This is a genomic window from Pseudomonas sp. JC1203 (genome assembly GCF_056175065.1).
The window spans coordinates 49093-73996 of the sequence record NZ_JBWCAM010000022.1 but is presented as its reverse complement, the minus strand read 5'-3'; the positions used below and the strand labels follow the sequence as shown (position 1 = coordinate 73996).

The following is a 24904-nucleotide window of genomic DNA, read 5'->3' as shown; positions in this document are numbered from 1 at the left end:
CAGGATGACCGGACGGTATTTTTGTAGATGTGCTGCAGGCCTCTATGTCTTCCGCCAGCTGTCCGATTGGCGCCAAGGGCGTAAGGATCACTGTATTGGATGATTTTCCGGTGCCAGTCTGTTAGCTCGCGCCCAGAAAAGTGCTCAAAAAGCACCTTCCATCGGAATCCAAGCCACACTGCGTTCCATCTGGTATTCCAAGCAAGTTGACCAAGAAGTTATTAACCAGAAAAAACAGATAGATACCGACTTGTTTCAGATTACCCCGGCCCAACCAAAGCCTCACAAAAAAAGGCACCACGCTCGATGCGCCCGAACAGCGGCCAAAGACGGCCCTGGCGCCCCACCCGTCGTATCCCGAATCCTCTTCCCCACAAACCCAAAATACTCAGACCCAGCGAGGCACGGCTTAACCTGCAAAGTAAGACCATCACAAAGGTAAATCAGCCCCTTGTCCCAAAGCGTGTGCAGATCGCCGCGTAGCAAAAGCCCATTACTAATGTGATTCGTCTCCGGCCCAAGATACGGCGTGATGTGCGCAGCCTCCAACACCTCCACAACCTGGCAGCCAGTAATGGCGCAGAGCCCGCCATAGGCGGTCAGCAACCCACTGCGAAACTTCCCCTGCCCCTGGCGGGTAGCGATCTCTCGCTGTGTGCGCTTGCGGTTGTCTTCGACTCCGGTGGGAGAGTAGCTCGGGGACTCGTCGGCTTCTTGGGCCACCGTGACGCCGTCCTCTGACAGGGTGGTGCTTTCGAGGGTGAATACTCCGCCCTCCCAGGCGACTACGTTGGCGAGGCCTAGTACCCGGTAGGTCGTGACGGCAGGCTTTCTCGATAGTTGGACCAGCACCGCTACTGGCACTCCATCAAGCATGCACTGTTTCAGGCCTTGGTTGGTGAACAGGGTTTCAGCATCGCCACGCTTGCGCTCTTCCTGGGCGTAGTAGTAGCGCCAGCTTCCGTCGCTTTGGTACTCGGGGTCTAGGTCGCTGTAGGGGCTGCCCAACCGCTGGCTAATCGATAGGGCGTAGGCGAGTTCTTTGGGCTTGTAGATGCCTTTGGCTGAAATGGCGACGGTGCTTGGGGCTTGCTGGAGTTGGTCCCAGGTGAGTACCTGTCCGGCGTGCTGTTCGAACCAAGCCAGCAACTGGAGATGGAGGGGGTTAGAGACGGGTGGAGCTGGGGGGAGTTTCGAGACGTCCATGTGCGGGAGAACGCATGCGTTGCTGTAGGAGCAAGGACGTTATCTTGTAGGATTTTTCCTGTCTAGGTTGATGCGCCGATTACGTGGCAAACGCTGGGCAGATCAAACGGGTCTAGGCCACGACGCTGGCTGGGACCGCTATTACCATGACCCCGAGGGGTGTGATAACTGGCGTACGGATGCGCAGATGGTGAAGTGCCTGACGTACAAGACCAACGAGAAAAATGAGTTTGATCGACGCTGGGCTGCAGGGGATTTTTTCGGGGGCAAGCCTCAGCCGTCTGGGGCAATGAGGCGACGATATTTGCTGGGATGATGCACTTCGGCGGCTGCCATGTGGCTGCGCAGGGGCTTTGCCTCGCTTTGGATTTTTAGCGTTGGCAAGGCCCAGCGCAGCCTACGGCAGCGGCTACGGGTGGTGGCCGCCAGAGCTAGCGCGCCTTGGGCAAGCCCGCCACAGCAGCCTGCACCAACGCCCGCGCCATCTCGCTCACAGGCTCGATATTACGTGCCAACGCGCGCCATTCCTCTGGGCAGTTTTCCACCAGTTCGTTGGCGCCGGCACTGACGCTGCGCTGGTAGAGGCTGGCTTGTGTCAACACTTCCTCCAACGGCATGCCTTCGCGCACGGCGAAGATGGGCATGTCGCCGGCGCAGGGGCCGAAGGCGTGGTAGGCGGTGACGTTTGGGCTGGGCGGGAGTGGTTCGGGGTATGGGGATATGCCTTGGGCGGCGAAGGCTTCGGGGGGTAATGGTGGCTGGATTTGACCGGGTGGATCGGGGACCGGCTTGAACATGGTGTACCTCTGGCTGGTGCAATTGAGACCGCCTCCTCCGCGACTAAACGAAGGGAGGCGACCGTACGCGGGTTAGTCGACCGGTAGCCAGCACCCGGCGCGCCGAAGCGCCCCACGTACGATCACCATAAAACGCTGCTGGCAAACCTGCCGGCAACACTTCAGGGGGGCGCTTTACGCGCCTGGCTCCGTTCCGAGCGACTAAACCCGACCGCTGATAAGCAGCGGCGACCGGAGAGTAGCCCCAGAAAAAAACCAGCGCAAGCGCCAATCATGAAAGCGAAACATGGAAACTTTTAGCAATCATTTCAAAGCCGTAAGACGATTATCGCAGATCTTGTAGGATCTGTCCTACACCTTCCAACACCCCAAACGCCCACCAGCCAGCCTGCCCCGCCATCGGGCCATTTACCGCTTCCCCAGTCGATGATTACCATATGCCATCACTCCAGGGAGCTCACCATGGCACGACGCCGAACCCGCGATTCCGAATCGGCCCTGATCAACGCCGCAGCCATCGCTGTCTTGGCCATTGGTGCTTACCTCGTCTACATGGCTGTAATCGATAACTTCGCCACCCAACAGGCCACTCAAGCCCAGGCTGCGCGCTTGCGATTGCAGCAGCAGATAGCTGTAAACCGGCCACCCCAGGTGGCGCCTGCGCAACAGCGAAGCATTGCTGACGCGCAGGCAGCGCGTTGGGCCAGGGACCAGGCGCAGGCGCGGTTCACCGAGCAAGCGGCTAAGGATGCCGCGTGGGACCGTTATTACCATGACCCTGAGGGCTGCGATAACTGGCGGACGGATGCGTGGATGGTGAAGTGCCTGACCTACAAGACCAATGAGAAGCATGAGTTTGAGCGGTTGTGGGCGGCGGGGCAGTTTCGGCCAGTGAGCCGTTCGGTGCAGTGATGTGTGGCCGCTGCTGGCGTCTAGGTCTCGCTCGATATTTTCAGCGGGTGCGGGGGCCAGCGCAGCCTTCGGCAGCGGCTACAGGGTGGGGGGAGTTGAACGGCGGTGTCACGCTTTAGGCAACGCCACCAACTCAACCTGCGCCCCCCACGGCGTCTGGAAGTAGAACCAGCGAATCCCATCCGGGTTGGTGATCGGCTCATTGAGAATGGTCACGCCCCTACCCTTCAACAGCGCCAGGCTGCCGTCGATGTCGCCGGTCTTCAACGCAATGTGACTGGCACCCGCGTCATCGCCATGGGGCTGCTGGCGGTTGATTTCGGTGCCGCGGTATTGGAACAGTTCAAGCTTGGCGCCGCCCTGCAGTTGCAGCATCACGAAGCGCTGCAGGTCGCTGGAAGCATGCCAGCGGAACTGGGCTTTCCACTGGTCCGGAATGCTGCCCGGCTGCATGTCGGAGATGACCTTGGCGCCCATCAGGTCGGTGAAGAAACGGGTGGCGGCGTCGATGTCGGGCACGTTCATGCCGACGTGGTCGATGGTGGAAACGGCCAGGGTGGGCGGGCTGGCGGCTTGGGCGGCGGTGCCCAGCAGCAGGCTGAGGGTGAGTGCGGCGAGTTTTGGCAAACGCATGTGAAGCACCTCCTTTTGAGCGGGCGGGTTTTGAGTGGGCGGGCGGCCGGGGGTGGGCCGCCCGGCGCGTGGGTCAGACCTGGGCTTGGCCGCCATCCACGAACAGTTCAATCCCGTTGACGAAGCTGGCGTCGTCCGAGGCCAGGAACAGCGCGGCGCTGGCGATTTCTTCGGCTTCGCCGACGCGGCCCATGGGGATGAGCGAGGCCAGGTAGTCGAGCAGGCCTTGCTGTTGCGCGGCGTCGGGGCCTGCCAGGTCTACCAGGCCGGGGGTGCGGGTGGCGCCGGGGCTGATGGTGTTGATGCGCACGTGGCGGTCTTTCAGGTCCAGGATCCAGTTACGGGCGAAGGACCTTACGGCAGCCTTGGAGGCGGCGTATACGCTGAAGGCGGCGGTGCCGGAGCTGCCGGCGGTGGAGCCGGTGAGGATCACCGACGCGTTCTTCGCCAGCAGCGGCAGGGCCTTTTGGATGGTGAACAGCACGCCTTTGACGTTGCGGTCGAAGGTGTCGTCGTAGTGCTGTTCGGTGATTTCGCCCAGCGGCACCATGGAGCCGCCGCCGGCGTTGGCGAACAGTACGTCGAGGTGGCCGTGGGTGGCGCCGATCTGGCTGTAGAGGCTGTCGAGCTGGTCCAGGCGGGTGGAGTCGACTTGCACGCCGGTGGCGTTGCCGACTTCGGCTACGGCGGCGTCGAGTTCGGCCTGGCGGCGGCCGGTGATGTAGACGTGGGCGCCTTCGGCGGCGAAGCGTTTGGCGGTGGCCAGGCCGATGCCAGTGGTGCCGCCGGTGACCAGTGCGATTTTGCCTTCAAGTTTGCGAGCCATGATGTTTCTCCAGGGTTGAATCGTTAGGTTGTGTTGCGGTGTGGGAGAAGCATATCGACGGCGGTTCCGTTTCAAAATAGAATCATCTGAAACTCATCATTGCAGATTTGAAATGAGCAAACTTCCCGATTTCGAAGGTCTGGCCATGTTCGCCAAGGTGGCGGAGGAAGGTTCGTTCGCGGCGGCGGCGCGGGTCATGAGTGTGTCGGTGCCCACGGTGTCGCGGGCGGTGGCGCGGCTGGAGGAGCGTTTGGGCGGGCGGCTGTTCAACCGTACTTCGCGGCAACTGTCGCTGACCGAGTTCGGCGCCAGCATGGCGGCCAAGGCGGGGGACATTTACCGCCAGGCTGAAGAGGTGGAAAGCGAGGCCCAGGAGTTGTCGGTGCAGCCGCGTGGGCAGGTGCGGCTAGCGGTGCCGATGTCGTTCGGGCTGCGCTGGGTGGCGCCGTTGATGCCGCAGTTGATGCGCCAGTACCCGGAGCTGTCGGTGGACTTGCACCTGTCGGATGCTTCGGTGGACTTGATTGCCGAGGGTTTTGATGCGGCGTTGCGGATTGCGGTGATGCCTGACTCGTCCCTGGTGGCGCGGCGCATTTGTGCGGTGACGCAGTATTTGGTGGCGTCGCCGGCCTACCTGGCGGCGCACGGCACGCCGCAGCACCCGCGCGAGCTGGCGAGCCGGGCCTGCCTGAGTTATGCCTACCGCGCGCGCAGCCAGGTGTGGCGCTTTACCCATGAAAGCGGCACTGAAGAAGACGTGGTGCCCAGCGGGCCGTTGCGGGTGACGAACTCGGATGCCTTGCTGCCGGCGTTGCTGGAAGGCCTGGCGATTGCCGAGCTGCCGGAGTTCATTGCCAGCGAGTACCTGGCGGATGGGCGCCTGGTGGCGCTGCTGCCGGAGTGGAGCATGGCGCGTGGCGGGCTGTATTTCGTGACGCCGTCGGCGCGCACGCGGCCGGTGAAGATCAAGGCGCTGTCGGATTTCTTTGCGCAGCATTTGGCGGAGCCGGTGTGGCGTTGGCCGCAAAACAACGAACAAAAATGAAATGATGGCTTTCTATAATTGCCATTTTAACTGACTGGCCACTCCCCTACTGTGAGCGCACAGGCACACTGCAACGTGCCCACCTCAAGGGAGAACGCCACCATGAAAAACGCCGTCGAACTGCTTCAGTCGTATCTTCAATCCATCCAGTCGCCCCAGGCCGCCGCTGCGCTGTTCGCCGACGATGGCGTGCTGGAGCTGCCGTACCTGCAGTCGCTGGGCATTCCCCACCATGTGCAGGGGCCGCAGGCGATCGCCGGGTTTATCGGTTCATTGCTGGGCAAGGTGCCCGGGTTCAAGTTCCACAACGTGCGGTTTTTGATCGACACGCCTGACCAGGCGTTTGCCGAGTACAGCGAGGAGGCGCTAGTGCCAGCGACTGGGCGGGTGTATCGCCAGTTGTATGCCGGGCGGCTGGTGGCGCGCGATGGCAAGATCCAGTTGCTGCGCGAGTCGTTGGATACGATGGCAGCGGCGCAGGCGTTTGCGCCGCTGCAGTGAGAGGCTTGGCTAACAGGCTTTCAAATCACCTTTACCGCCCGACCAATAAACTGCACCGCCCCGGTAGGCCGGCCCGTCTGGGACCCGTCACGGCCTTCCAGCGTCAGCTCGAACAACTGATTCGCTTCCAGCGGCGGCAGTTTATCCACAGGCACCGACAGCACCTGCCCAGGCTTCACCAGCCCCAGCGACACCGGCCCCTGCCAGCCATCTGCCTTGGTCCAGAACTGCAGGGCCTTGTCGCTTGGCACTGGGGTGTCGGCCAACGGTATCAGTTGGATTTCCCGGGTATCGCTGGCCTGCACCACCCAACCCGGGGCCTGGCTTTGCGGCGCCACCAGCACGACCAGGTAGTTGATGGTGTGCACCGGGGCTGCCCGTGTCAGCAACAGGCCGCCAAGCAGCAGCGTCGTCACCAGCCCCGCCCCGGCCAGCCCGCGCCACAGCGGTAGCAGATTCCACCACGAAGCCTTGGCGGGCGGGGCGGCGCTGAACAGGCTGCGCTCGATGCGCCGCCATAGCTGGGGCGTTGGGGTGTGCGGTTCGGCTTGTTCGGTCAGGGCCAGCAAGCGCTGCTCCCACGCATCCACTGCGGCGCGCAACTGGGCGTCATGGGCCAGGCGCTGCTGCACTTCATTGCGCTGCGCCGCTGGCAAGGTGCCCAGCACGTATTCACCGGCCAATTGGTCGTCTTCCGGGCGCTCGCTCATCCCATGCACTCCCGCAATGCCGCCAGGCTGCGTTTGATCCAGGCTTTGACGGTGCCCAGCGGGGCGCCGAGTGTGTGTGCTATTTGCGCGTGGGTGTAGCCGTCCACGTAGGCGTGCAAGATGCAGCTGCGCCGGGCCGGTTCCAGCTGCTCGAGGCAGGTGTAGATGCGGCCGGTGCGGGCGCGGTATTCGAAAGTGTCCATGCGCTCGGGCGCGGGTTCGTCGTGTTCGCCAAGCTGCACCTCGCGCCCGCTGTTGCGCATGGAGTTGAGCGCCAGGTGCCGCGTGACGCTGTAGATCCAGCCACGTGCCGAGCCGCGGGCCGGGTCGAAGCTGGCGGCACGGGTCCATATGTTGATGAAGGCGTCGTGGAGGATGTCTTCGGCCAATGCGTTATTGCGCGCGATGCGCAGGGCAACGCCCAGCAGGCGCGCGCTTTCCTGTTGGTACAGGTCACGCAGCGCTTGCTGCTGGCCCCGGCTGCAGGCGGCCAGGCAGGCTTCGTAGTCGAACAGGGGCTCGGGTAGGGTCACGGTTTTTAGCCATCGCCAAGGGGTGGAGCCCCAGCGCCAAGGCTGGGGTTGCATCGCAGCAGCGTAGCCCACTTCAGCCGCAGGGCTGGCTCAGTTGGCGGCCCAGAACACGTAGTCCGCCTGGTATTTCACCACTTCGCGCGTGCCTTTGTTGGCGGCGGTGCATTCGGTTTTCGGCGCGACGCCGCCTTTGATGGCCAGCCGCTGGATGTAGCTGACGTTGCTCATGGCGCCTTTGCCCTGGGTGGGGTTGGCCTTGACCAGTTGGTAAGGCAGGTCGCCTGGCGCCGACGGCGCGACGGCCAGTTGGGTGCCGGTCACGGTGGAGCCGTCCTGGGCTTGCCAGGTGGCCGGTGGGCCAAAATAGGTGCCCACCTGCTTGCCGCTGCGGTCATTGAGCACCGCCTTGGGGCCGACGAAGAACCATTCGGTCTGGCCAGCGGCGTTGGCTTTGTCGCGGCACTCGTAGGTGATTTCGCCTACGCCTGTGGTTTGCATGGCGACCTTGTGGCCGTCCGGGACTTTGATGTTGTCAGGCAGGGTTGTTTGGGCGAGGACTGCTGGGGTGGCGGCCATGAGGCCGACAGCGGCGATGATGCCCACGATTGTTGTGCTGGTCATGTGGTGCTCTCCGGGTAGGTGGTCCGTTCGGCAGCGGTGGGCTGCTACGGGTACTACACGTAGAGGGCTGGGTTGGATGCAGTTGGGTTGAGAAATATTTTTGCTCGAGGACGGTGGCCTTGATGACACTGCCGGTCAGCAGCGGCCAGGGCGCGCAGTTGGGTCAGTCTGATATTATCAAGGCTTAACGACCGAGTAGACACCATGAACCGCCGCAAGAAAATCAATCAAATCCTCAAAGCCAACGCCAAGAAGGCCAACGCCAAGCTGGCGCCCAAGAGCAAGCCGCAGTACATCAGCAAGGCTGACCGGGCGAAGCTGGCGTTGGAGGCTGAGCAGGTTGTGGCCGTGGCGGCCGAGGGCTGAAGAAGCTTGCCCCGTAGCAGCTGCCGCAGGCTGCGTCTGGCCCCAACCCACGCTAAAGATTTTCAGTGCACCTAGGGGCCAGCGCAGCCTGGCGGCAGCGGCTACAAGTAGTTACGCCGCCTCCATCTCCAGCAATCGCCCTACCAATACCTGCGCCGCGTCCATGGCATGCACCACGGCCAAGGCCAATCCTCCGGCGTTGAAGCCGGGGTTTTCAGTCAGCTCGTAAGCTGCCGCCTCCCCCACCCGAAGCACTTCTGACAGATGCAGTAGCACCTCCTCGGCGCTGACGTCGTCGCGCACACGGAACAGGGATGCAGGGAGGGCTCGATTCGTTAAAGCGTCATTCATGGATATTTCCGTATTTTCTGCCAACGTAAAGCGCCACCACCCACGCCTTCTCACAGAATTGGGTGGCAGCCGCACGCAGGGTGAGAACCAGGAAAATACGGGAAACCCGGTCGGGCCAAGGCCCGCCCGCGCGCAGCTGCCATAGAGCGAGCATGCAGCGACAGAACAGCCAGTTGGATGACTGCTTGCATTCCGATTTTCCGACGGGTTCTCACACCCGACCGCTGGTTTTCAGCGGCAGGGGGAAGGCTAACACCGGGGATTGCGGACGCCTGTCGGACGGTGCCTATGCTAGCGCACTACTGGGCCGGGATTGGTGTAGGGCATAACTGTGGAAGCTGTGGGAAATGTCCACGGGGATATTCGGCGGCTCAGGGGCCAGCGCAGCCTGGCGGCAGCGGCTACAAGTCGTGGGCAGACGCTTCACGCATCAGCACCCCACTTCCATTTGCCGTTTATCCGCCACCCCCCGTCGAACAACCGCCCCCCGCGCGCAGTCTTAATTAAGCAACCGGTGCCAACTGCTGCCACCGCCCACGGCACTGGATTCACAGGTGGCATCGTCTAGACGGAGCCCTGCGCGGGCTCGGGAGTGGTGATCATGCAAACGTTGCGATTACTCACGCTGTCCGGCTTCATGCTGGCGGGCCTGGCCTGCGGGCCGGTGCAGGCGGCCTGCACCGAGGCGGTGGACCCAGCCGGGGTGCACCTGCAGCCGATGAACCAGAACGGCACCGCTTACCTGTCCGGCGGTATCGGCATTGATGAGTCGTGCGCCATCCAGAAGGAGCACGGCTACAGCCTGCAGCTGACGTTTTCCGCCGGGGCAGACAACAAGTATGAATCAGGCATCAAGGTGAGCATTCAGAACGCCCAGGGTAAAGAGGTGCTGAGCGTGGATGATGCAGGGCCGATGTTGCTGGTGCAGTTGCCGGCCGGGAAATACCAAGTGGTGTCGCAGTTGGATGGGCATGAAATGCGCACCCCGGTTGACCTGAGCAGCGGCAAGCATCAGGCAGTGAACGTGCATTGGAAAGCCATGTAGCTCCGTAGCAGCTGCCGCAGGCTGCGTCAGCCGGGCACCGCCATTTGCCTGTGTATGCGCGCCGTCCGGGACGCGGCCTGGCGGCCGCTGCTACAGCGGTTCGGCAGACCTTCGGCGCAGGCCCTTTGGCGCCAAGGTCTCGCTCAATACAAAAAAGAGACCGACGCACCCCGCCATCGCCATGGCCCCTTTCGTTGTCATTGCAAGGGCCAGCATGCCTGGGCTAAACGCGGAAATCGCCAGCACAACGAAAGGGGCGATCGTCGTGCCGTTCAGAAATGCAAATACGCATTCATCCTTGTGGATGCGCCAACCTTGCTGCCCCCACCGCAGCATTACGCAGCCGAGCCCGGTTACCACGCTCCAGGAGTCGAGCGTCCAGTGTTCCAGCAGCGTGGATACCGTAATGGACATCAGCGTGCCGTTAGCTTGATGGCTGCAAAAGCCGCTACGGCACCCGCAATGCAGGCCAAGGTCATGCCCATGCCCTGCGAAGTATCCACCCCAGCCCAGCCGGCTACTGCCAAGCCAACGATGCCCCCCGAAAACATCAGCCTTATCAAGCGCAAATTCATGATCACATAGTCCTCCATGGCCCATGGTTTCGCCTAAATGCGCAGGGCCTTGGGGAACTGTGCAACGAACGACCAGCAATTTCCAGCCAACGAATCGCCCTGAAACACATTAGCGAGGAGCGCCAATTTCCAGCGGAAAACTTTCATTCATTCCCTTCAGAAATGTCCTGCTTCACGCCTGCTCTATCACCATCACCGCCACCACCTCCCCACCCACCGCTTCAAACTCATGCGGCCCATCCGCCGAATACCGCACGTAGTCCCCCACCGTCACTTCTACCGCCCGCCCCACCGGGCCAACCCGCGCGGTGCCGCTGCAGATGATGACGTGTTCAAGGGTGCCCGGCCCATGGGCCCGCGAGACCCGGGTTTCGCCCGGCAACACCTTGATCCGGTAAATATCCCGCGGCGCCCCCGCCGGGCAGGCGGCCAGCAGCGTGGCGGCGTAGTTGGCCTGTTCGGACTCGGCAGCAGCGCCCTCGTTTGCGCGAATAACCTGCACGTGCTGGCTGGGCTGCGAGATCAGCCGGCTGACCGGCACGTCCAGCGCCAGCGCCAGCGCCCACAGGGTTTCCAGGCTGGGGTTGCCGGTGCCGGACTCCAGCTGCGACAGGGTGGATTTGGCGACGCTGGCACGCTTGGCCAGTTCGGTCACGGACAGCCCCGCACGCTCGCGTTCGCGGCGGATGGCGCTGGACAGCAATGCGATGGGGCTTAGGCTCGGGTCGGTCATTGTTCACCAAATCATCCAGTTGTTCGCCTTGACGAACAATCAATTGATGTTCAGCATATCGTCCATTCGTTCGTTATGACAGGAAAACAACACCATGGATGGCAGAACACGCGGCACGCTGGAGATGACCGGGGCCATGCTGATTTCCGGCACGGTAGGCTGGTTTGTGCTGATGGCCGGGCAGCCGGCGGCGACGGTGGTGTTCTGGCGCTGCGCGTTCGGGGCGTTGGCGATGCTGGTGGCGTGCGTGCTGCTGGGCGTGTTCAAGGCAGGCATCAAGCCACGGCAATTGCTGTTGGCCGCGGCGGGTGGCGTGGCCTTGGTGCTGAACTGGGTGCTGCTGTTCGGCGCCTATTCGCGCGCCTCCATTGCGGTGGCCACGGTGGTGTATCACACCCAGCCGTTCATGCTGGTGGCGCTTGGCGTGCTGGTGTTCAAGGAGCGCGTCAACGCCAGGACCTGGGCGTGGCTGGTGGCAGCGTTCATGGGGCTGTTGCTGGTGGTCAACGGCCAGGCAAACGAACCAGGCGATTACCTGGGCGGCGTGGCCATGGCGTTGGGCGCAGCGTTCTTCTATGCGCTGACAGCGGCGATTACCAAGCGGCTGACTGGCATGCCGCCACACCTGATCGTGCTGATCCAGATGGCGGTAGGTTGCGTGATGCTGACGCCTTTTGCCGGGGCCACCAGTGCGCAACCGCCGCTGCAAACCTGGGCCTGCCTGCTGACCATCGGCCTGATTCACACGGGGTTGATGTCGACATTACTCTACGGGGCGTTGCAGAAAATTCCGACAGCCCTGGTAGGCGCGCTGTCGTTCATCTACCCGGTGGTGGCGGTGCTGGTGGACCGGCTGGCGCTGGGCCACAGCCTGTCACTGGGGCAATACGCCGGGGGGTTGCTGATTTTGTCGGCAGCAGCCGGCATGACTTTGCAGCCAAAGCAGCGGCGGTGACCAACCACCTGCCACCGCCGCCTTGCTCAAGCCTTACTCTTCCTCTTCTTCCTCTTCCATGCTGTACCCGGCTTCATGGCGCAGGTAGCCTGCTGCCCCTCCACGCGCGGTGCCCCATGGCTGTTCTATCACTTCCCCACTGTCCCATTCCTGGTACAGATTTTCCCTGACCACTGCGCTATCCATAGCGGCCATACGTGAACGATCACTGTTTGAGCGGTCCATAACCACCTCCTTTGGTTGAAAGGAAAAGCCTAGCAAAGGGTCGGAAAAATGGTTTTCGACAGCGCTGCCGCATGTCGGAATGTCGGACAAAAGCGCCAAAGGCCAGCACCAAAGTTCATCCGGGGCTGGCTTGTTGGCGGGGATGGCGCTCTGACATAATCCGCGCCCTGATTCGCGGCCGGGCGCCTGAAAGCGCCTCCCTCCTGCTGCCGCGGACTGCGTAACGGACTACGTTGATGAGCTACTTTTCGATCGAATTCGGTCTCTGCTTCATTGTATTTTTCCTGCTGTATTGGTGCCTGAACTTCAGCCTGCGCGTACAGAACGTGCTGTTGCTTGCGGCCAGCTACGCCATTCTGGCCAGCTTCAACCTGACGTTCCTGAACATACTGCTGTGCTACACCGTGGCGGTGTACTGGCTGGGGCAGTTGAGCGCGCGCTACCCCGGCACGCGCCTGGCCTACGGGGCAATCCTGGCGCTGGTGCTGGGGTGCTTCTATTTCTTCAAGTACCAGGACTTCTTCGTCAGCGGCGCGCAGCAAGGGCTGCAGGCCATGGGCATCGACGTGGCGCTGCCGCTGCTGGACGTGCTGCTGCCGGTGGGCATGTCGTTCTACATTTTCCATTCGGTCAGCTACCTGATGGGCATCAACCGCGGCACGCTGAAGCCGGCGCCGCCGCTGGACCTGGCGCTGTACCTGGCGTTTTTCCCCAGCCTGATTGCCGGCCCGGTGAACCGCGCCGAGCACCTGCTGCCGCAGATTAGCCCCAGCGCCCCGCGCGAGGTGCTGGAACCGCAAAGGGCCCTGGGCCTGGTGGCGCTGGCGGTGGTGAAGCTGTTCCTGTTCAGCACCTGGCTGGCGAACAACTGGGTGGACCCGGTGTTCGACACGCCCACGGGCTTTTCGCCGGAACAGATTCTGCTGAGCATCTACGGCTACTCGCTGCAGATCTATTTCAACTTCAGCGGCTACACCAACCTGGTCACCGGCATTGCCCTGCTGCTGGGCTTCCGCCTGCCGCGCAACTTTGACTACCCGTACCTGGCGCGCAACCTCAAGGAGTTCTGGGACCGCTGGCACATCAGCCTGTCGACGTTTATCCGCGACTTCGTCTACATCCCGCTGGGCGGCAACCGCCGTGGCTTCTGGCGCAGCAACCTGAACCTGTTCGCGGCCATGGTGATTTCCGGCCTGTGGCACGGCGCCAGCGTGAACTTCCTGATCTGGGGTGCGTTGCACGGGCTTGGGTTGATCGCCTACAAGCTGTACAGCCGCGCGTTCCCGGGTGAGCGCAGCTGGCCGGGCGCCGACCTGCTGGCGCGCCTGCTGACCTTCCACTACGTGGCCTTCGCCTGGATTTTCTTCCGCAGCGCCACCCTGGAAGACACCCAGGACATGCTGGCGGGCCTCACCCGGTTGTCGTTCGCCGGCCTCAGCCAGGGCCCGTGGGGCGGCATCGTTGCCTGCCTGGCGCTGGTGGCCTGCTACCCGTGGCTGGTGCGCGGCCTGCGCAAGGCGTTCGCCGCCAGCCAGCACATACCCTGGCTGGTGTACCCGGTGCCCCTGGGCGTGTTCATTTCCATGGTCATCTTTGCCTCACCGTCGGGCGTGCCGGGGTTCATCTATGCAAGCTTCTGAAGTGGTCAACCGCCAGTTTCTCAAGGCGCTCCACGTGATCCTGGGGCTGCTGGTGGCGGCGGTGATTCTGCTGTGGCTGAACCAGACGTCCGTGCGCCTTTACTGCCAGCAGAAATACCACGCCGCCTGCAGCGTGCCGGGCCTGGGCGAGAACGCCGCCTGGGGCCTGGGCGCGCAATTGACCGAGGAAATGGACGACGCCCGCACGGCGCTTTTCACCCGTGTGGACGACACCCCGCCCCCTGCCCCGTTGGTGGTGGCCGAGCCGCAGCCCGTGGCCGTGCCCGTGGTGGTAGCGGAAGTGAAAGCGCCTGAACCAGTGAAGATCACGCCGCTGACCATCGCCAACCTGAGCGGCACCGACGAGGTGTTCTTCGTCGGCGATTCGCTGATGCAGGGCGTGGCGCCGCACATGGCCAACACCCTGCTCAAGCGCTACAAAATCAACAGCGTCAACCTCAGCAAGCAAAGCACCGGCCTTGCCTACCCTGGCTTCTTCAACTGGCCGCTGACGGTGCAGCAAACCCTGCAGGCCAACGCCACCATCCGCCTGATCGTGGTGTTCCTGGGGCCCAACGACCCATGGGACATGCCGGTGGCCAAGGGCAAGCCGTTCCTGCATTTTCATAGCGCGGATTGGGAAGCGTCCTACCGCCAACGCGTGGAAAGCATCTTCGAGTTGGCCAAGGCCCACCACGTGCAGGTGATTTGGGTAGGCCCACCGAACATGCGCAAGGACAAGCTGTCCACCGCCATGGCGTACCTGCGCGACCTGTATAAAAGCGAAGCCGACCGCTACGGCCAGTTGTACCTGTCGGCCAACGATGTGCTGGGTTACCACGACGATGCGTTCTCGCCCTACCTGGAAAGTGCCGACGGCAAGAAGGTCAAGACCCGTGTCGATGACGGCATCCATTTCACCACCACTGGCCAGAAGCTGATCGCGGAGCGCGTGATGTCGCTGATCAATGTCCAGACCCATGATTTAACGGAGCGTTGAATGAACCGACTGCCTGGCCCCATGACGCTGCTGAGCGCCCTGCTGTTGAGCGGCTGCAGCCCGGTCGCGGCCGTCGCCACGCAAACCGCGCCCAGCCCCGCGAAAGCGCTGCGGGCTAACCAGGCCGCAGACGCCGAGCCCAACCTGCGGCTGCTGCAGAACAAGCTGAAGAACGCCCAGCGCCAGGCGGTCACCATCGTGCAGCTGGGCGACTCGCACACCGCCGCCGACCTGCTGACTGGCGAGCTGCGCACGCACTTCCAGCAGGACTACGGCAACGGCGGCATCGGCTTCATCGCTGCCACGCCGGTGCCGGGCACGCGCTATGACCAGGTGCGCATCACCGCGGCGAAGAGCCAGTGGGCGCTGACCTCGGCGCGCAACCAGCACAGCGACCGCTTCCCGCTGGGCGGCTACCTGTCGGTGCCGCAGACCGCCGGCGCCCATGTGCACCTGGAGCCCACGCCGCCCAGCGACCTGCGCTACCGGGTCTCGACCCTGTACCAGGCTGGCAGCAACAACACGTTGCAGGCACGCGACGACTACACCCAGGCGGCGCGCCCGCTGCCGCCCACCAATGGCCAGTGGCGCTTCAGCCCGGCCATCGGCAACCTGGCGCTGCCGCTGGACCTGACCTTCGCCACCGGCCAGAACCTGGCCGTGGGCGGCTGGAACGTGCTGGGGCAGAACAACAGCGGCGTGGTGCTCTCGACCCTGGGCATCAATGGCGCGCAGTTCAGCGTGGTGGACAAGTGGCAGCCGGGCTGGCTGGACACCTTGAAGGCGCTGAAGCCTGACCTGCTGATTATCGCCTACGGCACCAACGAAGCCTTCGACGACGACCTCGACCTGGGCCTGTACGAGAGCCAGCAGAACCAGCGCATCCAGCAGCTACGCCAGGCGCTGCCGGGTACGGTCTTGCTGATGGTCGGCGCGTCGGACTCGATCAAGAACAAGGGCGCCAGCGGCTGCCAGGCACGCCTGCCGCGCAGCCTGCACGGGGTCATCGACACGCAGAAACGCGTGGCCAGCCAGAACCGCACGCTGTACTGGAGCTGGCAGGCGTTCATGGGTGGCGATTGTTCGATCAACAACTGGCAGGCGCAAGGCCTGGCGCGGCCTGACCTGGTGCACTTCACAAAAGAGGGGTACATCAAGGTAGCCGATGGGCTGTATGACTACCTCAAGGGCGTGATTCGCTGACTCTGGTAGCAACAACTTGTTGGGGGGCGCGGGGTGGCCCGGGCGTTTGGGGCCCCCCCACCCGCTCGCTGGCAAGCCAGCTCCCACACTAAACGCCGCTGCCACGCCATTGTAGTGATCCGCTTTTAGCTCCACCCATCTGCTCCTTCTTGTCCCCCCGCCTCCTGCGCTATCATTCTTGGAATGTCATCTTCTGGCATACCGAATACCTTTTGTCGCCCCGCCCTGCCATCACCTTGCACAAAGGGGCTTGCACGCAGAATATTATGGTATACCATCATACAACAACACGTATCCCATCCCTAAAATGGAGCAGGCCATGAGTTTCGAAATCCGCAAGATCGTCAGCTACACCGAGGAAACCCTCATCGAAGGCGGCAAGGCCACTGACAAGCCCGTGACCATGGTGGGCCTGGCCGTGGTGATCAAAAACCCGTGGGTGGGCAACGGTTTCGTCGAAGACCTGAAGCCGGTGATCAAGGCCAACTGCTCCGAGCTGGGCGCGCTGATGGTCGAGCGCCTGACCGCCGCCATCGGTGGTGCCGACAAGATCGAGGCCTACGGCAAGGCGGCCGTGGTAGGTGCCGATGGCGAGATTGAACACGCCTCGGCCGTTATCCACACCCTACGTTTCGGCAACCACTACCGCGAAGCCGTAAAAGCCAAGAGCTACCTGAGCTTCACCAACAAGCGCGGCGGCCCGGGCACTTCCATCCAGATCCCGATGATGCACAAGGATGACGAAGGCCTGCGCTCGCACTACATCACCCTGGAAATGAAGATCGAAGACGCCCCGCGCGCCGACGAGATCGTGGTGGTGCTGGGCGCCGCCAACGGTGGCCGCCTGCACCCACGCATCGGCAACCGCTACATCGACCTCGAAGAACTGGCCGCTGAAAAAAACAATTAAGGCTTGCAGGAGCGTTCCATGATTCGGCCTACCGCTGAAACTACCCCGGCCGGCACCAGTTACCTGGCGACCGGCCAAGGCCACCCGGTGATACTGATTCACGGCGTGGGCCTGAACAAAGAAATGTGGGGCGGGCAGATTGTCGGCCTGGCCCCGCATTACAGTGTCATCGCCTACGACATGCTGGGCCACGGCGCCAGCCCGCGCCCGGCCAGCGGTACGCCGTTGGGCGGCTATGCCGAACAATTGCTGGAACTGCTCGACCACCTGCAAATACCCCAGGCCATCGTCATCGGTTTCTCGATGGGTGGCCTGGTGGCCCGCGCCTTTGCCCTGCACCACCCTACCCGGCTGTCGGGGCTGGTGGTGCTCAACAGCGTGTTCAACCGCAGCGCCGAACAACGTGCCGGCGTGATCGCGCGCACCGCCCAGGCCGCCGAGCACGGCCCGGACGCCAACGCCGAGGCGGCCCTGTCGCGCTGGTTCAGCCGCGAATACCAGGCGGCCAACCCGGCGCAGATCGCCGCCATTCGCCAGACCCTGGCCAGCAATGACCCCCAGGGTTACCTCACCACCTACGAACTGTTCGCCACCCAGGACATGTACCGCGCCGACGACCTGGCCAGCATCCAGGTGCCAACGCTGATCGCCACCGGCGAGCTGGACCCGGGGTCCACGCCGCTGATGGCCCGCGAGCTGGCCGAGCGCATTCCCGGCGCGCAAGTTGCAGTGCTGGACGAACAGCGGCATATGATGCCGGTAGAGTCGCCACGCCTGGTGAACCAGGTGCTGCTGGACTTCCTCGCCCACGCGCTCGTTACCCAGAACCAAGCCAAGGGGATAGTTGCATGACGCTCGAACGCTTTCAGATGTGCATCGACGGCCACTGGGTCGATGCCCTGTCCGGCAAGACCTTCGACAGCCTCAACCCGGCCACCGCCCAGGCCTGGGCGCAGTTGCCCGACGCTGACGAAGCCGATGTGGAACGCGCCGTGCAAGCGGCGCAAACAGCTTTTGAAAGCCCGGCCTGGCGCGGCCTGACCGCCACCGCGCGGGGCAAGCTGCTGCGCCGCCTGGGCGACCTGATTGCCGAGAACAAGGAACAACTGGCGCAGCTGGAAAGCCGCGACAACGGCAAGCTGATCCGCGAAACCCGTGGCCAGGTGGGTTACCTGCCAGAGTTCTTCCACTACACCGCAGGCCTCGCCGACAAGCTGGAAGGCGGCACCCTGCCGCTGGACAAGCCCGACCTGTTTGCCTACACCGTGCACGAGCCCATGGGCGTGGTGGCCGGCATCATTCCGTGGAACAGCCCGCTGTACCTCACGGCCATCAAGCTGGCCCCGGCGCTGGCGGCCGGCAACACCATCGTGCTGAAGCCCTCCGAACACGCCTCGGCGACCATCCTGCAGCTGGCGCGCCTGGCGCTTGAAGCGGGCATCCCGCCGGGCGTGGTCAACGTGGTCACCGGCTACGGCCCCAGCACCGGCGCGGCACTGACCCGCCACCCGCTGGTGCGCAAAATCGCCTTCACCGGTGGCGCCGCCACTGCCCGCCACGTGGTGCGCAGCAGCGCCGAGAACTTCGCCAAGCTGTCGCTGGAGCTGGGCGGCAAGTCGCCGAACATCATCTTCGCCGACGCCGACCTGGACAGCGCCATCAACGGCGCCGTGGCCGGCATCTATGCCGCCTCGGGGCAGAGCTGCGTGTCCGGCTCGCGCCTGTTGGTGCAGGACGAGATCTACGACGAGTTCGTCGCCCGCCTGGTGGCACGCGCCCAGCGCATTCGCATCGGCAACCCGCAGGATGAAACCAGCGAGATGGGCCCCATGGCCACCGCGCAACAACTGGCGGTGGTGGAAGGCCTGGTGGCCGCGGCCATCGCCGAAGGCGCCACCCTGCGCACCGGCGGCAAGCGCGCCGACACCGGCAGCGACGGCTGGTATTACGAGCCGACGTTGTTCGAGTGCGACAGCAACTCGATGAAGATCATGCAGGAAGAAGTCTTCGGCCCGGTGGCCTCGGTCATCCGCTTCAAGGACGAGGCGCAGGCGCTGGCCATCGCCAACGACTCGCAGTTCGGCCTGGCCGCCGGCATCTGGACCCGCGACCTGGGCCGCGCGCACCGTTTGGCCCGCGACGTGCGTTCGGGCATCATCTGGGTCAACACCTACCGCGCGGTGTCGGCCATGGCGCCCATCGGCGGTTTCAAGAACAGCGGCTATGGCCGCGAGAGCGGCATCGATTCGGTGCTGGCCTATACCGAACTGAAAACGGTATGGATCAACCTCTCCCAGGCGCCCATGCCTGACCCCTTCGTGATGCGTTAAGAGACCCGCTGCCATGATCGAACCCGGCATCTACAAAGAAGTAATGGCGTCCTTCCCCTCGGGGGTCACGGTGGTCACCACCCTGGGCCCGGACGGCGGCATCGTCGGCATCACCGCCAGCGCTTTCAGCGCCCTGTCCATAGAGCCTGCGCTGGTGCTGTTCTGCCCCAACTACGCCTCCGACACCTACCCGGTGCTGCGCGACAGCAAGCGCTTCGCCATCCACCTGCTGTCGGCCGACCAGAAGGCCGAGGCCTACGCGTTCGCCGGCAAGGGCAAGGACAAGGCCGCTGGCATCGAGTGGCACCTGAGCGAGCTGGGCAACCCGCTGCTGGCCAAGGCCACGGCGATTATCGAGTGCGAGCTGTGGCGTGAATATGATGGTGGCGACCATGCGATCATCGTCGGCCAGGTGAAGAACCTGATATTGCCCACCGAGCCGGTGACGCCGATGGTTTACCACAAGGGCAAGCTGGGCGCCCTCCCCACCATCACCTGACCTGTGGGAGCTGGCTTGCCAGCGAGTTTTTTGGCCCCCTGAAAAGCTCGCTGGCAAGCCAGCTCCCACAATGAGCCCCGTTCAACCGCTGTATTTGCATGTTAAACTCGCCCATGATTTTCGGCCCTTGTCCGGCCCGCATTCCGGCCCTGAGGTACCCACCCAACTAATCAGAGCGGACCCGATGAAACGCCTGCCCCTCGACGACAGCTTCAAGGTCAATCGCAACCCGGTCACCCTGCGCGAAATCGTGCTGGATAAACTGCGCAGCGCCATCATGAATTTCCAGCTGCTGCCCGGCGACCGCCTGGTGGAGCGCGACCTGTGCGAACGCCTGGGCGTGAGCCGCACCTCGGTGCGTGAAGCCCTGCGCCACCTGGAGTCCGAAGGCCTGGTGGAATTCGCCGACGCCAAGGGCCCGCGCGTGGCCATCATCACCCTGGAAGACGCCCGCGACATCTACGAGCTGCGCTGCGTGCTCGAAGGCCTGATCGTGCAGCTGTTCACCCTGAACGCCAAGGCCAAGGACATCCGTGCCCTGGAAAAAGCCCTGGACGAAAACCGCAAGGCGCTCAACGAAGGCGAACTGACCCAGGTGCTGGACTCGGTGCAAGGTTTCTACGACGTGCTGCTGGAAGGCTCGGGCAACCACATCGCCGCCACCCAGCTGCGCCAGTTGCAGGCGCGCATCAGCTACCTGCGTGCCACATCCGTGTCCCAGGAAAACCGCCGCGGCGCGTCCAATGAAGAGATGGAGCGCATCGTCGCCGCCATCAAGAGCGGCGACCCGCTGGCCGCCCACCAGGCCTCCGTGGACCACGTGCGCGCTGCTGCCAAGGTGGCGCTGGACTACCTGCGCCTGAAGCAGAACGACACCAGCAAGCTGCGTGACATCGCCACCCCCATCGTCCAGAAAGAACCCCGCATAGGGAGTTGATCATGCCCAGCCCGCGCTTCTGCCCGCAATGCGGTGCCGCCCACCTGGTGCACCAGGTGCCTGTTGGCGATACCCACGAGCGGCTGATGTGCGCGGGCTGCGGCTATATCCACTACATCAACCCCAAGATCATCGCCGGCTGCATCATCGAGCAGGACGGCAAGTACCTGCTGTGCCAGCGCGCCATCCCGCCGCGCCCCGGCACCTGGACCCTGCCCGCAGGCTTCATGGAGGCCGGCGAGACCACCGAGCAGGCAGCCGTACGCGAGGTGTGGGAAGAGACCGGCGTGCGCGCCGACATCGTCTCGCCCTACTCCATCTTCAGCGTGCCGCGCATCAGCGAGGTGTACATCATCTTCCGCGCCATCGCCGTGGAGATCACCGGCGCCTTCGGCCCGGAAACCCTCGACTACCGTTTCTTCGCCCCGGACGAAATACCGTGGGACGCCATCTACTACCCGGCCATCCGGCAGATCCTCGAACGCTATATCGAGGAACGCCAGGCCGGGGTCTACGGCATCTACATGGGCAACGACGACAGCGGCAAGATCCACTTCATCCGCTGACTACACCGCGTCGTCGTCCCCCAGCGGGTACCCCTCGACTATGATGATTTCAGCCGTGGCCACCCCTTGGCGGTGGGCCTTGGCCTGCTGGTATTCCGGCGAGTTGTAGCAATCGATCGCGTGCTGGTACGAGGGAAACTCGATGACCACGCTGCGCTGCGGCGTCTCGCGCCCTTCCATGGCAATGCTGCGCCCGCCACGCGCCAGGAACTTTGCCCCGTACAGGGCAAAGGCCGTGGGCGCGCGCTGGGTGTATTCGACATATTGCTCGGGGTCGGTGACATCGACCTGGGCGATCCAGTAAGCCTTCATTACTACCTCGACAGTTTCGACTCAAGTTGTATTATGGTATACCAGAATTACGATACAGCCTGCCAGTCATAGTGAGACAACACATGGCCTTCAATAGCACCGAAGAAATCATCGAGGACTTCCGTCAGGGCAAGATGGTGTTGCTGGTCGACGATGAGGATAGAGAAAACGAGGGCGACCTGCTGCTGGCAGCCGACCGCTGCACCGCCGCCGACATCAGTTTCATGGCCCGCGAAGCCCGTGGCCTGATCTGCCTGACGCTGACCGACGAACACTGCCAACGCCTTGGCCTAGAGCAGATGGTGCCAGCCAATGGCAGCGTGTTCGCCACCGCCTTTACCGTGTCCATCGAGGCCGCCACCGGGGTGACGACCGGTATCAGCGCCGCCGATCGCGCACGTACGGTGCAGGCCGCGGTGGCCGCCGGCGCCACGGCCAACGACATCGTGCAGCCGGGGCATATATTCCCCCTGCGCGCCCGCGAAGGCGGCGTGCTGACCCGCGCCGGGCACACCGAAGCTGGCTGCGACCTGGCGCGCCTGGCGGGCTTCACCCCGGCTGCCGTCATCGTGGAGGTGATGAACGACGACGGCACCATGGCCCGCCGCCCGGACCTGGAGGTGTTCGCGCGCAAGCACGGCATCAGGATCGGCACCATCGCCGACCTGATCCACTACCGCCTGAGCACCGAGCACACCGTGGTGCGCAACGGCGAGCGCGACCTGCCGACGGTGCACGGCACGTTCCGCCTGATTACCTATGAGGACCGCATCGAAGGCGGCGTGCACATGGCCATGGTGATGGGCGACATCCGCCGCGACGACCCTACCCTGGTGCGCGTGCACGTGATCGACCCGCTGCGCGACCTGGTGGGCGCCGAGTACAGCGGCCCCAGCAACTGGACCCTGTGGGCCGCCCTGCAACGCGTGGCCGAGGAAGGCCGTGGCGTGGTGGTGGTGCTGGCCAACCACGAATCGTCCCAGGCGCTGCTGGAACGGGTGCCGCACCTCACCCAGCCACCGCGGCAGTACAGCCGCTCGCAGTCGCGGATTTATTCCGAGGTGGGCACTGGGGCGCAGATTCTGCAGGACATTGGCGTGGGCAAGCTGCGCCACCTGGGGCCGCCGCTGAAGTATGCGGGGCTGACGGGGTATGACTTGGAGGTGGTGGAGAGTATTCCTTTTACCCTCTGACCCTGTGGGAGCTGGCTTGCCAGCGAGCTTTTCGGCGCCCCAAAAACTCGCTGGCAAGCCAGCTCCCACATTTTCTGCCGTGCGAAGTCCCCATCCGCAGATAGCCGGTAAGGCGAAACTCTTGTACAAATCTTGGAATACCATAATATGATATTCCAGTAGACCGAAAGAATGTGTCAGGTGCGCCCGCCAGGGACAGCACAAACAACAAGCCCTGACGCGGTCGACCATTACCAGGTCCCCTGGACCCACTGCTCCCGAAAGGCGGGCGTTGTTACAGCCCGCTCAAAACACAACAAATGAGGGCGTACAAATGGTGTTCAACAAAGGTGCTACTGCGGTTCTCGCCGCAGGCATTCTGGCCGTATCCACGAGCGTTGCATTTGCCGCCGACAGCATGAGTTTCGTCAGCTGGGGGGGTACCACCCAGGACGCCCAGAAAGCCGCATGGGCCGAACCCTTCAGCAAGGCCGCCAATGTCAAAGTGGTGCAGGACGGCCCCACCGACTACGGCAAGCTCAAGGCCATGGTCGACAGCGGCAACGTGCAGTGGGACGTGGTGGACGTAGAGGCTGACTTCGCCCTGCGCGCCGCCGCCGAAGGCCTGCTGGAACCGCTGGACTTCAAGGTCATCGACCGCGACAAACTCGATTCGCGCTTCGTCAGCGACCACGGCGTGGGCTCGTTCTACTTCTCCTTCGTGCTGGGCTACAACGAAGGCAAGCTGGGCGCCGGCAAGCCCCAGGACTGGACCGCGCTGTTCGACACCAAGACCTACCCCGGCAAGCGTGCCCTGTACAAATGGCCGAGCCCCGGCGTGCTGGAACTCGCCCTGCTGGCCGACGGCGTGCCTGCCGACAAGCTCTACCCGCTGGACCTGGACCGCGCTTTCAAGAAACTCGACACCATCAAGAAAGACATCGTCTGGTGGGGCGGCGGCGCGCAGTCGCAGCAGCTGCTGGCCTCGGGTGAAGCCAGCATCGGCCAGTTCTGGAACGGCCGCATTTACGCCCTGCAACAGGACGGCGCGCCAGTGGGCGTGAGCTGGAAACAGAACCTGGTCATGGCCGATTTCCTGGTCATTCCCAAGGGCTCGAAAAACAAGGACGCGGCGATGAAGTTCCTGGCCAATTCCAGCTCGGCCAAGGGCCAGGCGGACTTCGCCAACCTCACCGCCTATGCTCCGGTGAACAAGGACAGCGTGAGCCTGCTCAAGCCCGAGCTCGCGCCGAACCTGCCCACTGCCTACGCTAAGGATCAGATCACCCTCGACTTCGCCTACTGGGCCAAAAACGGCCCGGCTATTGCGACACGGTGGAACGAATGGCTGGTCAAATGAAGATGACGGCGGCTTCCCACCGTCACGGCAACGGCGGCGCTCCCAGCGCCGCCGGCGCCACACCCGGCAAGGCGACAGCCATGGCAAACACCCCCACCCTGGCGCAACGCTGGCGCGGCAGCCGCAACCTGCTGCCGGCCCTGCTGTTCCTGGGCCTGTTCTTCTTCGCGCCGCTGATCGGCCTGCTGCTGCGCGGCGTGCTGGAGCCGGTGCCGGGCCTGGGCAACTACCAGGAACTGTTCGCCAACTCGGCCTACGCCCGCGTGCTGTTCAACACCTTCTCGGTGGCAGGGCTAGTCACCCTGTTCAGCGTGCTGCTGGGCTTTCCGCTGGCCTGGGTGATTACCCTGGTGCCACGCGGCTGGGGCCGCTGGTTGCTGAACATCGTGCTGCTGTCGATGTGGACCAGCCTGCTGGCGCGCACCTATTCCTGGCTGGTGCTGTTGCAGGCCAGCGGGGTGATCAACAAGGCGCTGATGGCCATGGGCATCATCGACCAGCCGCTGGAGATGGTGCACAACCTAACCGGCGTGGTCATCGGCATGAGCTACATCATGATCCCGTTCATCGTGCTGCCGTTGCAGGCCACCATGCAGGCCATCGACCCGATGGTGCTGCAGGCCGGCTCGATCTGCGGCGCCAGCCCCTGGACCAACTTCTTCAAGGTGTTCCTGCCGCTGTGCCGCTCGGGGCTGTTCTCGGGGGCATTGATGGTATTCGTGATGTCGCTGGGGTACTACGTGACGCCGGCACTGCTGGGCGGCGCGCAGAACATGATGCTGCCCGAGTTCATCGTGCAGCAGGTGCAGTCGTTCCTCAACTGGGGCCTGGCCAGCGCGGCGGCGGCGTTGCTGATCGTCATCACCCTGGTGCTGTTCTACTTCTACCTGAAGCTGCAACCGGAAAGCCCGGTCGGCTCCAGCAACGCGAGGTAAGCCGAC

Annotated in this window: 30 protein-coding genes; 18 read left to right on the top strand and 12 right to left on the bottom strand. The window is 63.6% G+C overall.

Annotated elements, in window-relative coordinates; genetic code table 11:
- Positions 1-282: 282 nt before the first annotated feature.
- Together AC0SZ7_RS26680 and AC0SZ7_RS26675 are read right to left on the bottom strand one after the other, a co-directional pair.
- A complete protein-coding gene (locus tag AC0SZ7_RS26680) occupies positions 283-1206 on the bottom strand; it encodes an HNH endonuclease (protein WP_475507185.1) in 924 nt (307 codons plus the stop codon).
- Positions 1207-1637: 431 nt separating this feature from the next.
- On the bottom strand, positions 1638-2003 hold the full coding sequence (locus AC0SZ7_RS26675) for a hypothetical protein (RefSeq protein WP_475507184.1): 366 nt from the start codon (positions 2001-2003) through the stop codon (positions 1638-1640).
- A gap of 462 nt (positions 2004-2465) precedes the next feature.
- Here AC0SZ7_RS26675 and AC0SZ7_RS26670 point away from each other — a divergent pair, with 462 nt between their 5' ends.
- Positions 2466-2915, top strand: a complete 450-nt coding sequence (locus tag AC0SZ7_RS26670) for a hypothetical protein (protein ID WP_475507183.1) — start codon at positions 2466-2468, stop codon at positions 2913-2915.
- Positions 2916-3023: 108 nt separating this feature from the next.
- Here AC0SZ7_RS26670 and AC0SZ7_RS26665 read toward each other — a convergent pair whose 3' ends face one another.
- Positions 3024-3548, bottom strand: a complete 525-nt coding sequence (locus tag AC0SZ7_RS26665; RefSeq protein ID WP_475507182.1) for a VOC family protein — start codon at positions 3546-3548, stop codon at positions 3024-3026.
- Between the two features lie 73 nt (positions 3549-3621).
- Complete coding sequence (locus AC0SZ7_RS26660; protein ID WP_475507181.1) at positions 3622-4374, bottom strand: SDR family NAD(P)-dependent oxidoreductase; 753 nt, start codon at positions 4372-4374, stop codon at positions 3622-3624.
- Positions 4375-4486: 112 nt separating this feature from the next.
- Between AC0SZ7_RS26660 and AC0SZ7_RS26655 the strand changes: the two genes are divergently transcribed.
- Together AC0SZ7_RS26655 and AC0SZ7_RS26650 are read left to right on the top strand one after the other, a co-directional pair.
- A complete protein-coding gene (locus AC0SZ7_RS26655; RefSeq protein WP_475507180.1) occupies positions 4487-5419 on the top strand; it encodes a LysR family transcriptional regulator in 933 nt (310 codons plus the stop codon).
- A gap of 102 nt (positions 5420-5521) precedes the next feature.
- A complete protein-coding gene (locus AC0SZ7_RS26650) occupies positions 5522-5920 on the top strand; it encodes a nuclear transport factor 2 family protein (protein ID WP_475507179.1) in 399 nt (132 codons plus the stop codon).
- A 20-nt stretch (positions 5921-5940) separates the two neighbouring features.
- On the opposite strand, the gene AC0SZ7_RS26645 is transcribed toward AC0SZ7_RS26650, so the two are convergent.
- Genes AC0SZ7_RS26645 through AC0SZ7_RS26635 form a run of 3 tightly spaced genes read right to left on the bottom strand, consistent with a single transcriptional unit; the run spans position 5941 to position 7739 of the window.
- On the bottom strand, positions 5941-6630 hold the full coding sequence (locus AC0SZ7_RS26645) for an anti-sigma factor (RefSeq protein ID WP_475507178.1): 690 nt from the start codon (positions 6628-6630) through the stop codon (positions 5941-5943).
- Complete coding sequence (locus AC0SZ7_RS26640) at positions 6627-7217, bottom strand: sigma-70 family RNA polymerase sigma factor (RefSeq protein WP_475507177.1); 591 nt, start codon at positions 7215-7217, stop codon at positions 6627-6629. The genes AC0SZ7_RS26645 and AC0SZ7_RS26640 overlap by 4 nt, the downstream gene beginning before the upstream one ends.
- Before the next feature lie 36 nt (positions 7218-7253).
- Positions 7254-7739, bottom strand: coding sequence for a DUF3455 domain-containing protein (locus AC0SZ7_RS26635; protein WP_475507226.1), 486 nt, complete (start codon positions 7737-7739; stop codon positions 7254-7256).
- A gap of 249 nt (positions 7740-7988) precedes the next feature.
- On the opposite strand from AC0SZ7_RS26635, the gene AC0SZ7_RS26630 reads away from it, so the two are divergent.
- The gene (locus tag AC0SZ7_RS26630; RefSeq protein WP_475507176.1) at positions 7989-8150 is read left to right on the top strand and encodes a DUF2986 domain-containing protein; all 162 of its coding nucleotides are present in this window, start codon (positions 7989-7991) and stop codon (positions 8148-8150) included.
- Positions 8151-8261: 111 nt separating this feature from the next.
- Here AC0SZ7_RS26630 and AC0SZ7_RS26625 read toward each other — a convergent pair whose 3' ends face one another.
- Complete coding sequence (locus tag AC0SZ7_RS26625) at positions 8262-8501, bottom strand: DUF6124 family protein (protein WP_475507175.1); 240 nt, start codon at positions 8499-8501, stop codon at positions 8262-8264.
- A gap of 601 nt (positions 8502-9102) precedes the next feature.
- On the opposite strand from AC0SZ7_RS26625, the gene AC0SZ7_RS26620 reads away from it, so the two are divergent.
- Positions 9103-9546 carry a hypothetical protein gene (locus AC0SZ7_RS26620; protein ID WP_475507174.1) on the top strand — a complete coding sequence of 148 codons (444 nt, stop codon included), beginning with the start codon at positions 9103-9105 and terminating at the stop codon, positions 9544-9546.
- Positions 9547-9636: 90 nt separating this feature from the next.
- Here the strand turns inward: AC0SZ7_RS26620 and AC0SZ7_RS26615 are convergent, their stop codons facing one another.
- Together AC0SZ7_RS26615 and AC0SZ7_RS26610 are read right to left on the bottom strand one after the other, a co-directional pair.
- Positions 9637-9960: a hypothetical protein gene (locus AC0SZ7_RS26615; protein WP_475507173.1), complete on the bottom strand. Its 324-nt coding sequence runs from the start codon at positions 9958-9960 to the stop codon at positions 9637-9639.
- A 333-nt stretch (positions 9961-10293) separates the two neighbouring features.
- On the bottom strand, positions 10294-10854 hold the full coding sequence (locus tag AC0SZ7_RS26610; RefSeq protein ID WP_475507172.1) for a helix-turn-helix domain-containing protein: 561 nt from the start codon (positions 10852-10854) through the stop codon (positions 10294-10296).
- 94 nt (positions 10855-10948) lie between these two features.
- Between AC0SZ7_RS26610 and AC0SZ7_RS26605 the strand changes: the two genes are divergently transcribed.
- On the top strand, positions 10949-11809 hold the full coding sequence (locus AC0SZ7_RS26605) for a DMT family transporter (protein ID WP_475507171.1): 861 nt from the start codon (positions 10949-10951) through the stop codon (positions 11807-11809).
- 33 nt (positions 11810-11842) lie between these two features.
- Here AC0SZ7_RS26605 and AC0SZ7_RS26600 read toward each other — a convergent pair whose 3' ends face one another.
- Positions 11843-12034 (bottom strand): hypothetical protein, encoded by a 192-nt coding sequence (locus AC0SZ7_RS26600; protein WP_475507170.1) that lies wholly within the window; start codon positions 12032-12034, stop codon positions 11843-11845.
- Positions 12035-12270: 236 nt separating this feature from the next.
- On the opposite strand from AC0SZ7_RS26600, the gene AC0SZ7_RS26595 reads away from it, so the two are divergent.
- The 9 genes from AC0SZ7_RS26595 to AC0SZ7_RS26555 all read left to right on the top strand — a co-directional run bounded on the left by AC0SZ7_RS26595 (position 12271) and on the right by AC0SZ7_RS26555 (position 21119).
- Positions 12271-13674, top strand: a complete 1404-nt coding sequence (locus tag AC0SZ7_RS26595; RefSeq protein WP_475507169.1) for an MBOAT family O-acyltransferase — start codon at positions 12271-12273, stop codon at positions 13672-13674.
- A complete protein-coding gene (locus tag AC0SZ7_RS26590) occupies positions 13661-14674 on the top strand; it encodes an SGNH/GDSL hydrolase family protein (RefSeq protein WP_475507168.1) in 1014 nt (337 codons plus the stop codon). Before AC0SZ7_RS26595 ends, AC0SZ7_RS26590 begins: the two co-directional genes overlap by 14 nt.
- On the top strand, positions 14675-15877 hold the full coding sequence (locus AC0SZ7_RS26585; RefSeq protein ID WP_475507167.1) for an SGNH/GDSL hydrolase family protein: 1203 nt from the start codon (positions 14675-14677) through the stop codon (positions 15875-15877).
- Positions 15878-16196: 319 nt separating this feature from the next.
- Positions 16197-16787, top strand: coding sequence for an amino acid synthesis family protein (locus AC0SZ7_RS26580; RefSeq protein ID WP_027981944.1), 591 nt, complete (start codon positions 16197-16199; stop codon positions 16785-16787).
- A gap of 18 nt (positions 16788-16805) precedes the next feature.
- Positions 16806-17639 (top strand): alpha/beta fold hydrolase, encoded by an 834-nt coding sequence (locus AC0SZ7_RS26575; RefSeq protein ID WP_475507166.1) that lies wholly within the window; start codon positions 16806-16808, stop codon positions 17637-17639.
- Positions 17636-19117, top strand: a complete 1482-nt coding sequence (locus AC0SZ7_RS26570) for an aldehyde dehydrogenase (RefSeq protein ID WP_475507165.1) — start codon at positions 17636-17638, stop codon at positions 19115-19117. The genes AC0SZ7_RS26575 and AC0SZ7_RS26570 overlap by 4 nt, the downstream gene beginning before the upstream one ends.
- A 13-nt stretch (positions 19118-19130) precedes the next feature.
- Entirely contained in the window at positions 19131-19616 is a 486-nt protein-coding gene (locus tag AC0SZ7_RS26565) for a flavin reductase family protein (RefSeq protein ID WP_475507164.1), read from the top strand.
- 184 nt (positions 19617-19800) lie between these two features.
- The gene (locus AC0SZ7_RS26560) at positions 19801-20553 is read left to right on the top strand and encodes a GntR family transcriptional regulator (RefSeq protein ID WP_416422338.1); all 753 of its coding nucleotides are present in this window, start codon (positions 19801-19803) and stop codon (positions 20551-20553) included.
- 2 nt (positions 20554-20555) lie between these two features.
- Positions 20556-21119, top strand: coding sequence for an NUDIX hydrolase (locus AC0SZ7_RS26555; protein WP_475507163.1), 564 nt, complete (start codon positions 20556-20558; stop codon positions 21117-21119).
- Here AC0SZ7_RS26555 and AC0SZ7_RS26550 read toward each other — a convergent pair whose 3' ends face one another.
- The gene (locus tag AC0SZ7_RS26550; protein ID WP_416422336.1) at positions 21120-21431 is read right to left on the bottom strand and encodes a DUF1330 domain-containing protein; all 312 of its coding nucleotides are present in this window, start codon (positions 21429-21431) and stop codon (positions 21120-21122) included.
- Positions 21432-21514: 83 nt separating this feature from the next.
- Between AC0SZ7_RS26550 and ribBA the strand changes: the two genes are divergently transcribed.
- The 3 genes from ribBA (at position 21515) to AC0SZ7_RS26535 (ending at position 24898) form a co-directional block, all read left to right on the top strand.
- The gene (gene ribBA, locus AC0SZ7_RS26545) at positions 21515-22624 is read left to right on the top strand and encodes a bifunctional 3,4-dihydroxy-2-butanone-4-phosphate synthase/GTP cyclohydrolase II (RefSeq protein WP_475507162.1); all 1110 of its coding nucleotides are present in this window, start codon (positions 21515-21517) and stop codon (positions 22622-22624) included.
- Between the two features lie 313 nt (positions 22625-22937).
- Entirely contained in the window at positions 22938-23963 is a 1026-nt protein-coding gene (locus AC0SZ7_RS26540) for an ABC transporter substrate-binding protein (protein WP_475507161.1), read from the top strand.
- Positions 23948-24898, top strand: coding sequence for an ABC transporter permease (locus AC0SZ7_RS26535; protein WP_475507160.1), 951 nt, complete (start codon positions 23948-23950; stop codon positions 24896-24898). The genes AC0SZ7_RS26540 and AC0SZ7_RS26535 overlap by 16 nt, the downstream gene beginning before the upstream one ends.
- Positions 24899-24904 lie beyond the last annotated feature (6 nt).

What these genes read in the sequence shown, in the direction of transcription:
- AC0SZ7_RS26680 (WP_475507185.1), bottom strand. Translation starts at nt 1,206, where the DNA reads ATGGACGTCTCGAAACTCCCCCCAGCTCCACCCGTCTCTAACCCCCTC.
- AC0SZ7_RS26675 (WP_475507184.1), bottom strand. Translation starts at nt 2,003, where the DNA reads ATGTTCAAGCCGGTCCCCGATCCACCCGGTCAAATCCAGCCACCATTA.
- AC0SZ7_RS26670 (WP_475507183.1), top strand. Translation starts at nt 2,466, where the DNA reads ATGGCACGACGCCGAACCCGCGATTCCGAATCGGCCCTGATCAACGCC.
- AC0SZ7_RS26665 (WP_475507182.1), bottom strand. Translation starts at nt 3,548, where the DNA reads ATGCGTTTGCCAAAACTCGCCGCACTCACCCTCAGCCTGCTGCTGGGC.
- AC0SZ7_RS26660 (WP_475507181.1), bottom strand. Translation starts at nt 4,374, where the DNA reads ATGGCTCGCAAACTTGAAGGCAAAATCGCACTGGTCACCGGCGGCACC.
- AC0SZ7_RS26655 (WP_475507180.1), top strand. Translation starts at nt 4,487, where the DNA reads ATGAGCAAACTTCCCGATTTCGAAGGTCTGGCCATGTTCGCCAAGGTG.
- AC0SZ7_RS26650 (WP_475507179.1), top strand. Translation starts at nt 5,522, where the DNA reads ATGAAAAACGCCGTCGAACTGCTTCAGTCGTATCTTCAATCCATCCAG.
- AC0SZ7_RS26645 (WP_475507178.1), bottom strand. Translation starts at nt 6,630, where the DNA reads ATGAGCGAGCGCCCGGAAGACGACCAATTGGCCGGTGAATACGTGCTG.
- AC0SZ7_RS26640 (WP_475507177.1), bottom strand. Translation starts at nt 7,217, where the DNA reads ATGCAACCCCAGCCTTGGCGCTGGGGCTCCACCCCTTGGCGATGGCTA.
- AC0SZ7_RS26635 (WP_475507226.1), bottom strand. Translation starts at nt 7,739, where the DNA reads ATGGCCGCCACCCCAGCAGTCCTCGCCCAAACAACCCTGCCTGACAAC.
- AC0SZ7_RS26630 (WP_475507176.1), top strand. Translation starts at nt 7,989, where the DNA reads ATGAACCGCCGCAAGAAAATCAATCAAATCCTCAAAGCCAACGCCAAG.
- AC0SZ7_RS26625 (WP_475507175.1), bottom strand. Translation starts at nt 8,501, where the DNA reads ATGAATGACGCTTTAACGAATCGAGCCCTCCCTGCATCCCTGTTCCGT.
- AC0SZ7_RS26620 (WP_475507174.1), top strand. Translation starts at nt 9,103, where the DNA reads ATGCAAACGTTGCGATTACTCACGCTGTCCGGCTTCATGCTGGCGGGC.
- AC0SZ7_RS26615 (WP_475507173.1), bottom strand. Translation starts at nt 9,960, where the DNA reads ATGTCCATTACGGTATCCACGCTGCTGGAACACTGGACGCTCGACTCC.
- AC0SZ7_RS26610 (WP_475507172.1), bottom strand. Translation starts at nt 10,854, where the DNA reads ATGACCGACCCGAGCCTAAGCCCCATCGCATTGCTGTCCAGCGCCATC.
- AC0SZ7_RS26605 (WP_475507171.1), top strand. Translation starts at nt 10,949, where the DNA reads ATGGATGGCAGAACACGCGGCACGCTGGAGATGACCGGGGCCATGCTG.
- AC0SZ7_RS26600 (WP_475507170.1), bottom strand. Translation starts at nt 12,034, where the DNA reads ATGGACCGCTCAAACAGTGATCGTTCACGTATGGCCGCTATGGATAGC.
- AC0SZ7_RS26595 (WP_475507169.1), top strand. Translation starts at nt 12,271, where the DNA reads ATGAGCTACTTTTCGATCGAATTCGGTCTCTGCTTCATTGTATTTTTC.
- AC0SZ7_RS26590 (WP_475507168.1), top strand. Translation starts at nt 13,661, where the DNA reads ATGCAAGCTTCTGAAGTGGTCAACCGCCAGTTTCTCAAGGCGCTCCAC.
- AC0SZ7_RS26585 (WP_475507167.1), top strand. Translation starts at nt 14,675, where the DNA reads ATGAACCGACTGCCTGGCCCCATGACGCTGCTGAGCGCCCTGCTGTTG.
- AC0SZ7_RS26580 (WP_027981944.1), top strand. Translation starts at nt 16,197, where the DNA reads ATGAGTTTCGAAATCCGCAAGATCGTCAGCTACACCGAGGAAACCCTC.
- AC0SZ7_RS26575 (WP_475507166.1), top strand. Translation starts at nt 16,806, where the DNA reads ATGATTCGGCCTACCGCTGAAACTACCCCGGCCGGCACCAGTTACCTG.
- AC0SZ7_RS26570 (WP_475507165.1), top strand. Translation starts at nt 17,636, where the DNA reads ATGACGCTCGAACGCTTTCAGATGTGCATCGACGGCCACTGGGTCGAT.
- AC0SZ7_RS26565 (WP_475507164.1), top strand. Translation starts at nt 19,131, where the DNA reads ATGATCGAACCCGGCATCTACAAAGAAGTAATGGCGTCCTTCCCCTCG.
- AC0SZ7_RS26560 (WP_416422338.1), top strand. Translation starts at nt 19,801, where the DNA reads ATGAAACGCCTGCCCCTCGACGACAGCTTCAAGGTCAATCGCAACCCG.
- AC0SZ7_RS26555 (WP_475507163.1), top strand. Translation starts at nt 20,556, where the DNA reads ATGCCCAGCCCGCGCTTCTGCCCGCAATGCGGTGCCGCCCACCTGGTG.
- AC0SZ7_RS26550 (WP_416422336.1), bottom strand. Translation starts at nt 21,431, where the DNA reads ATGAAGGCTTACTGGATCGCCCAGGTCGATGTCACCGACCCCGAGCAA.
- ribBA (WP_475507162.1), top strand. Translation starts at nt 21,515, where the DNA reads ATGGCCTTCAATAGCACCGAAGAAATCATCGAGGACTTCCGTCAGGGC.
- AC0SZ7_RS26540 (WP_475507161.1), top strand. Translation starts at nt 22,938, where the DNA reads ATGGTGTTCAACAAAGGTGCTACTGCGGTTCTCGCCGCAGGCATTCTG.
- AC0SZ7_RS26535 (WP_475507160.1), top strand. Translation starts at nt 23,948, where the DNA reads ATGGCTGGTCAAATGAAGATGACGGCGGCTTCCCACCGTCACGGCAAC.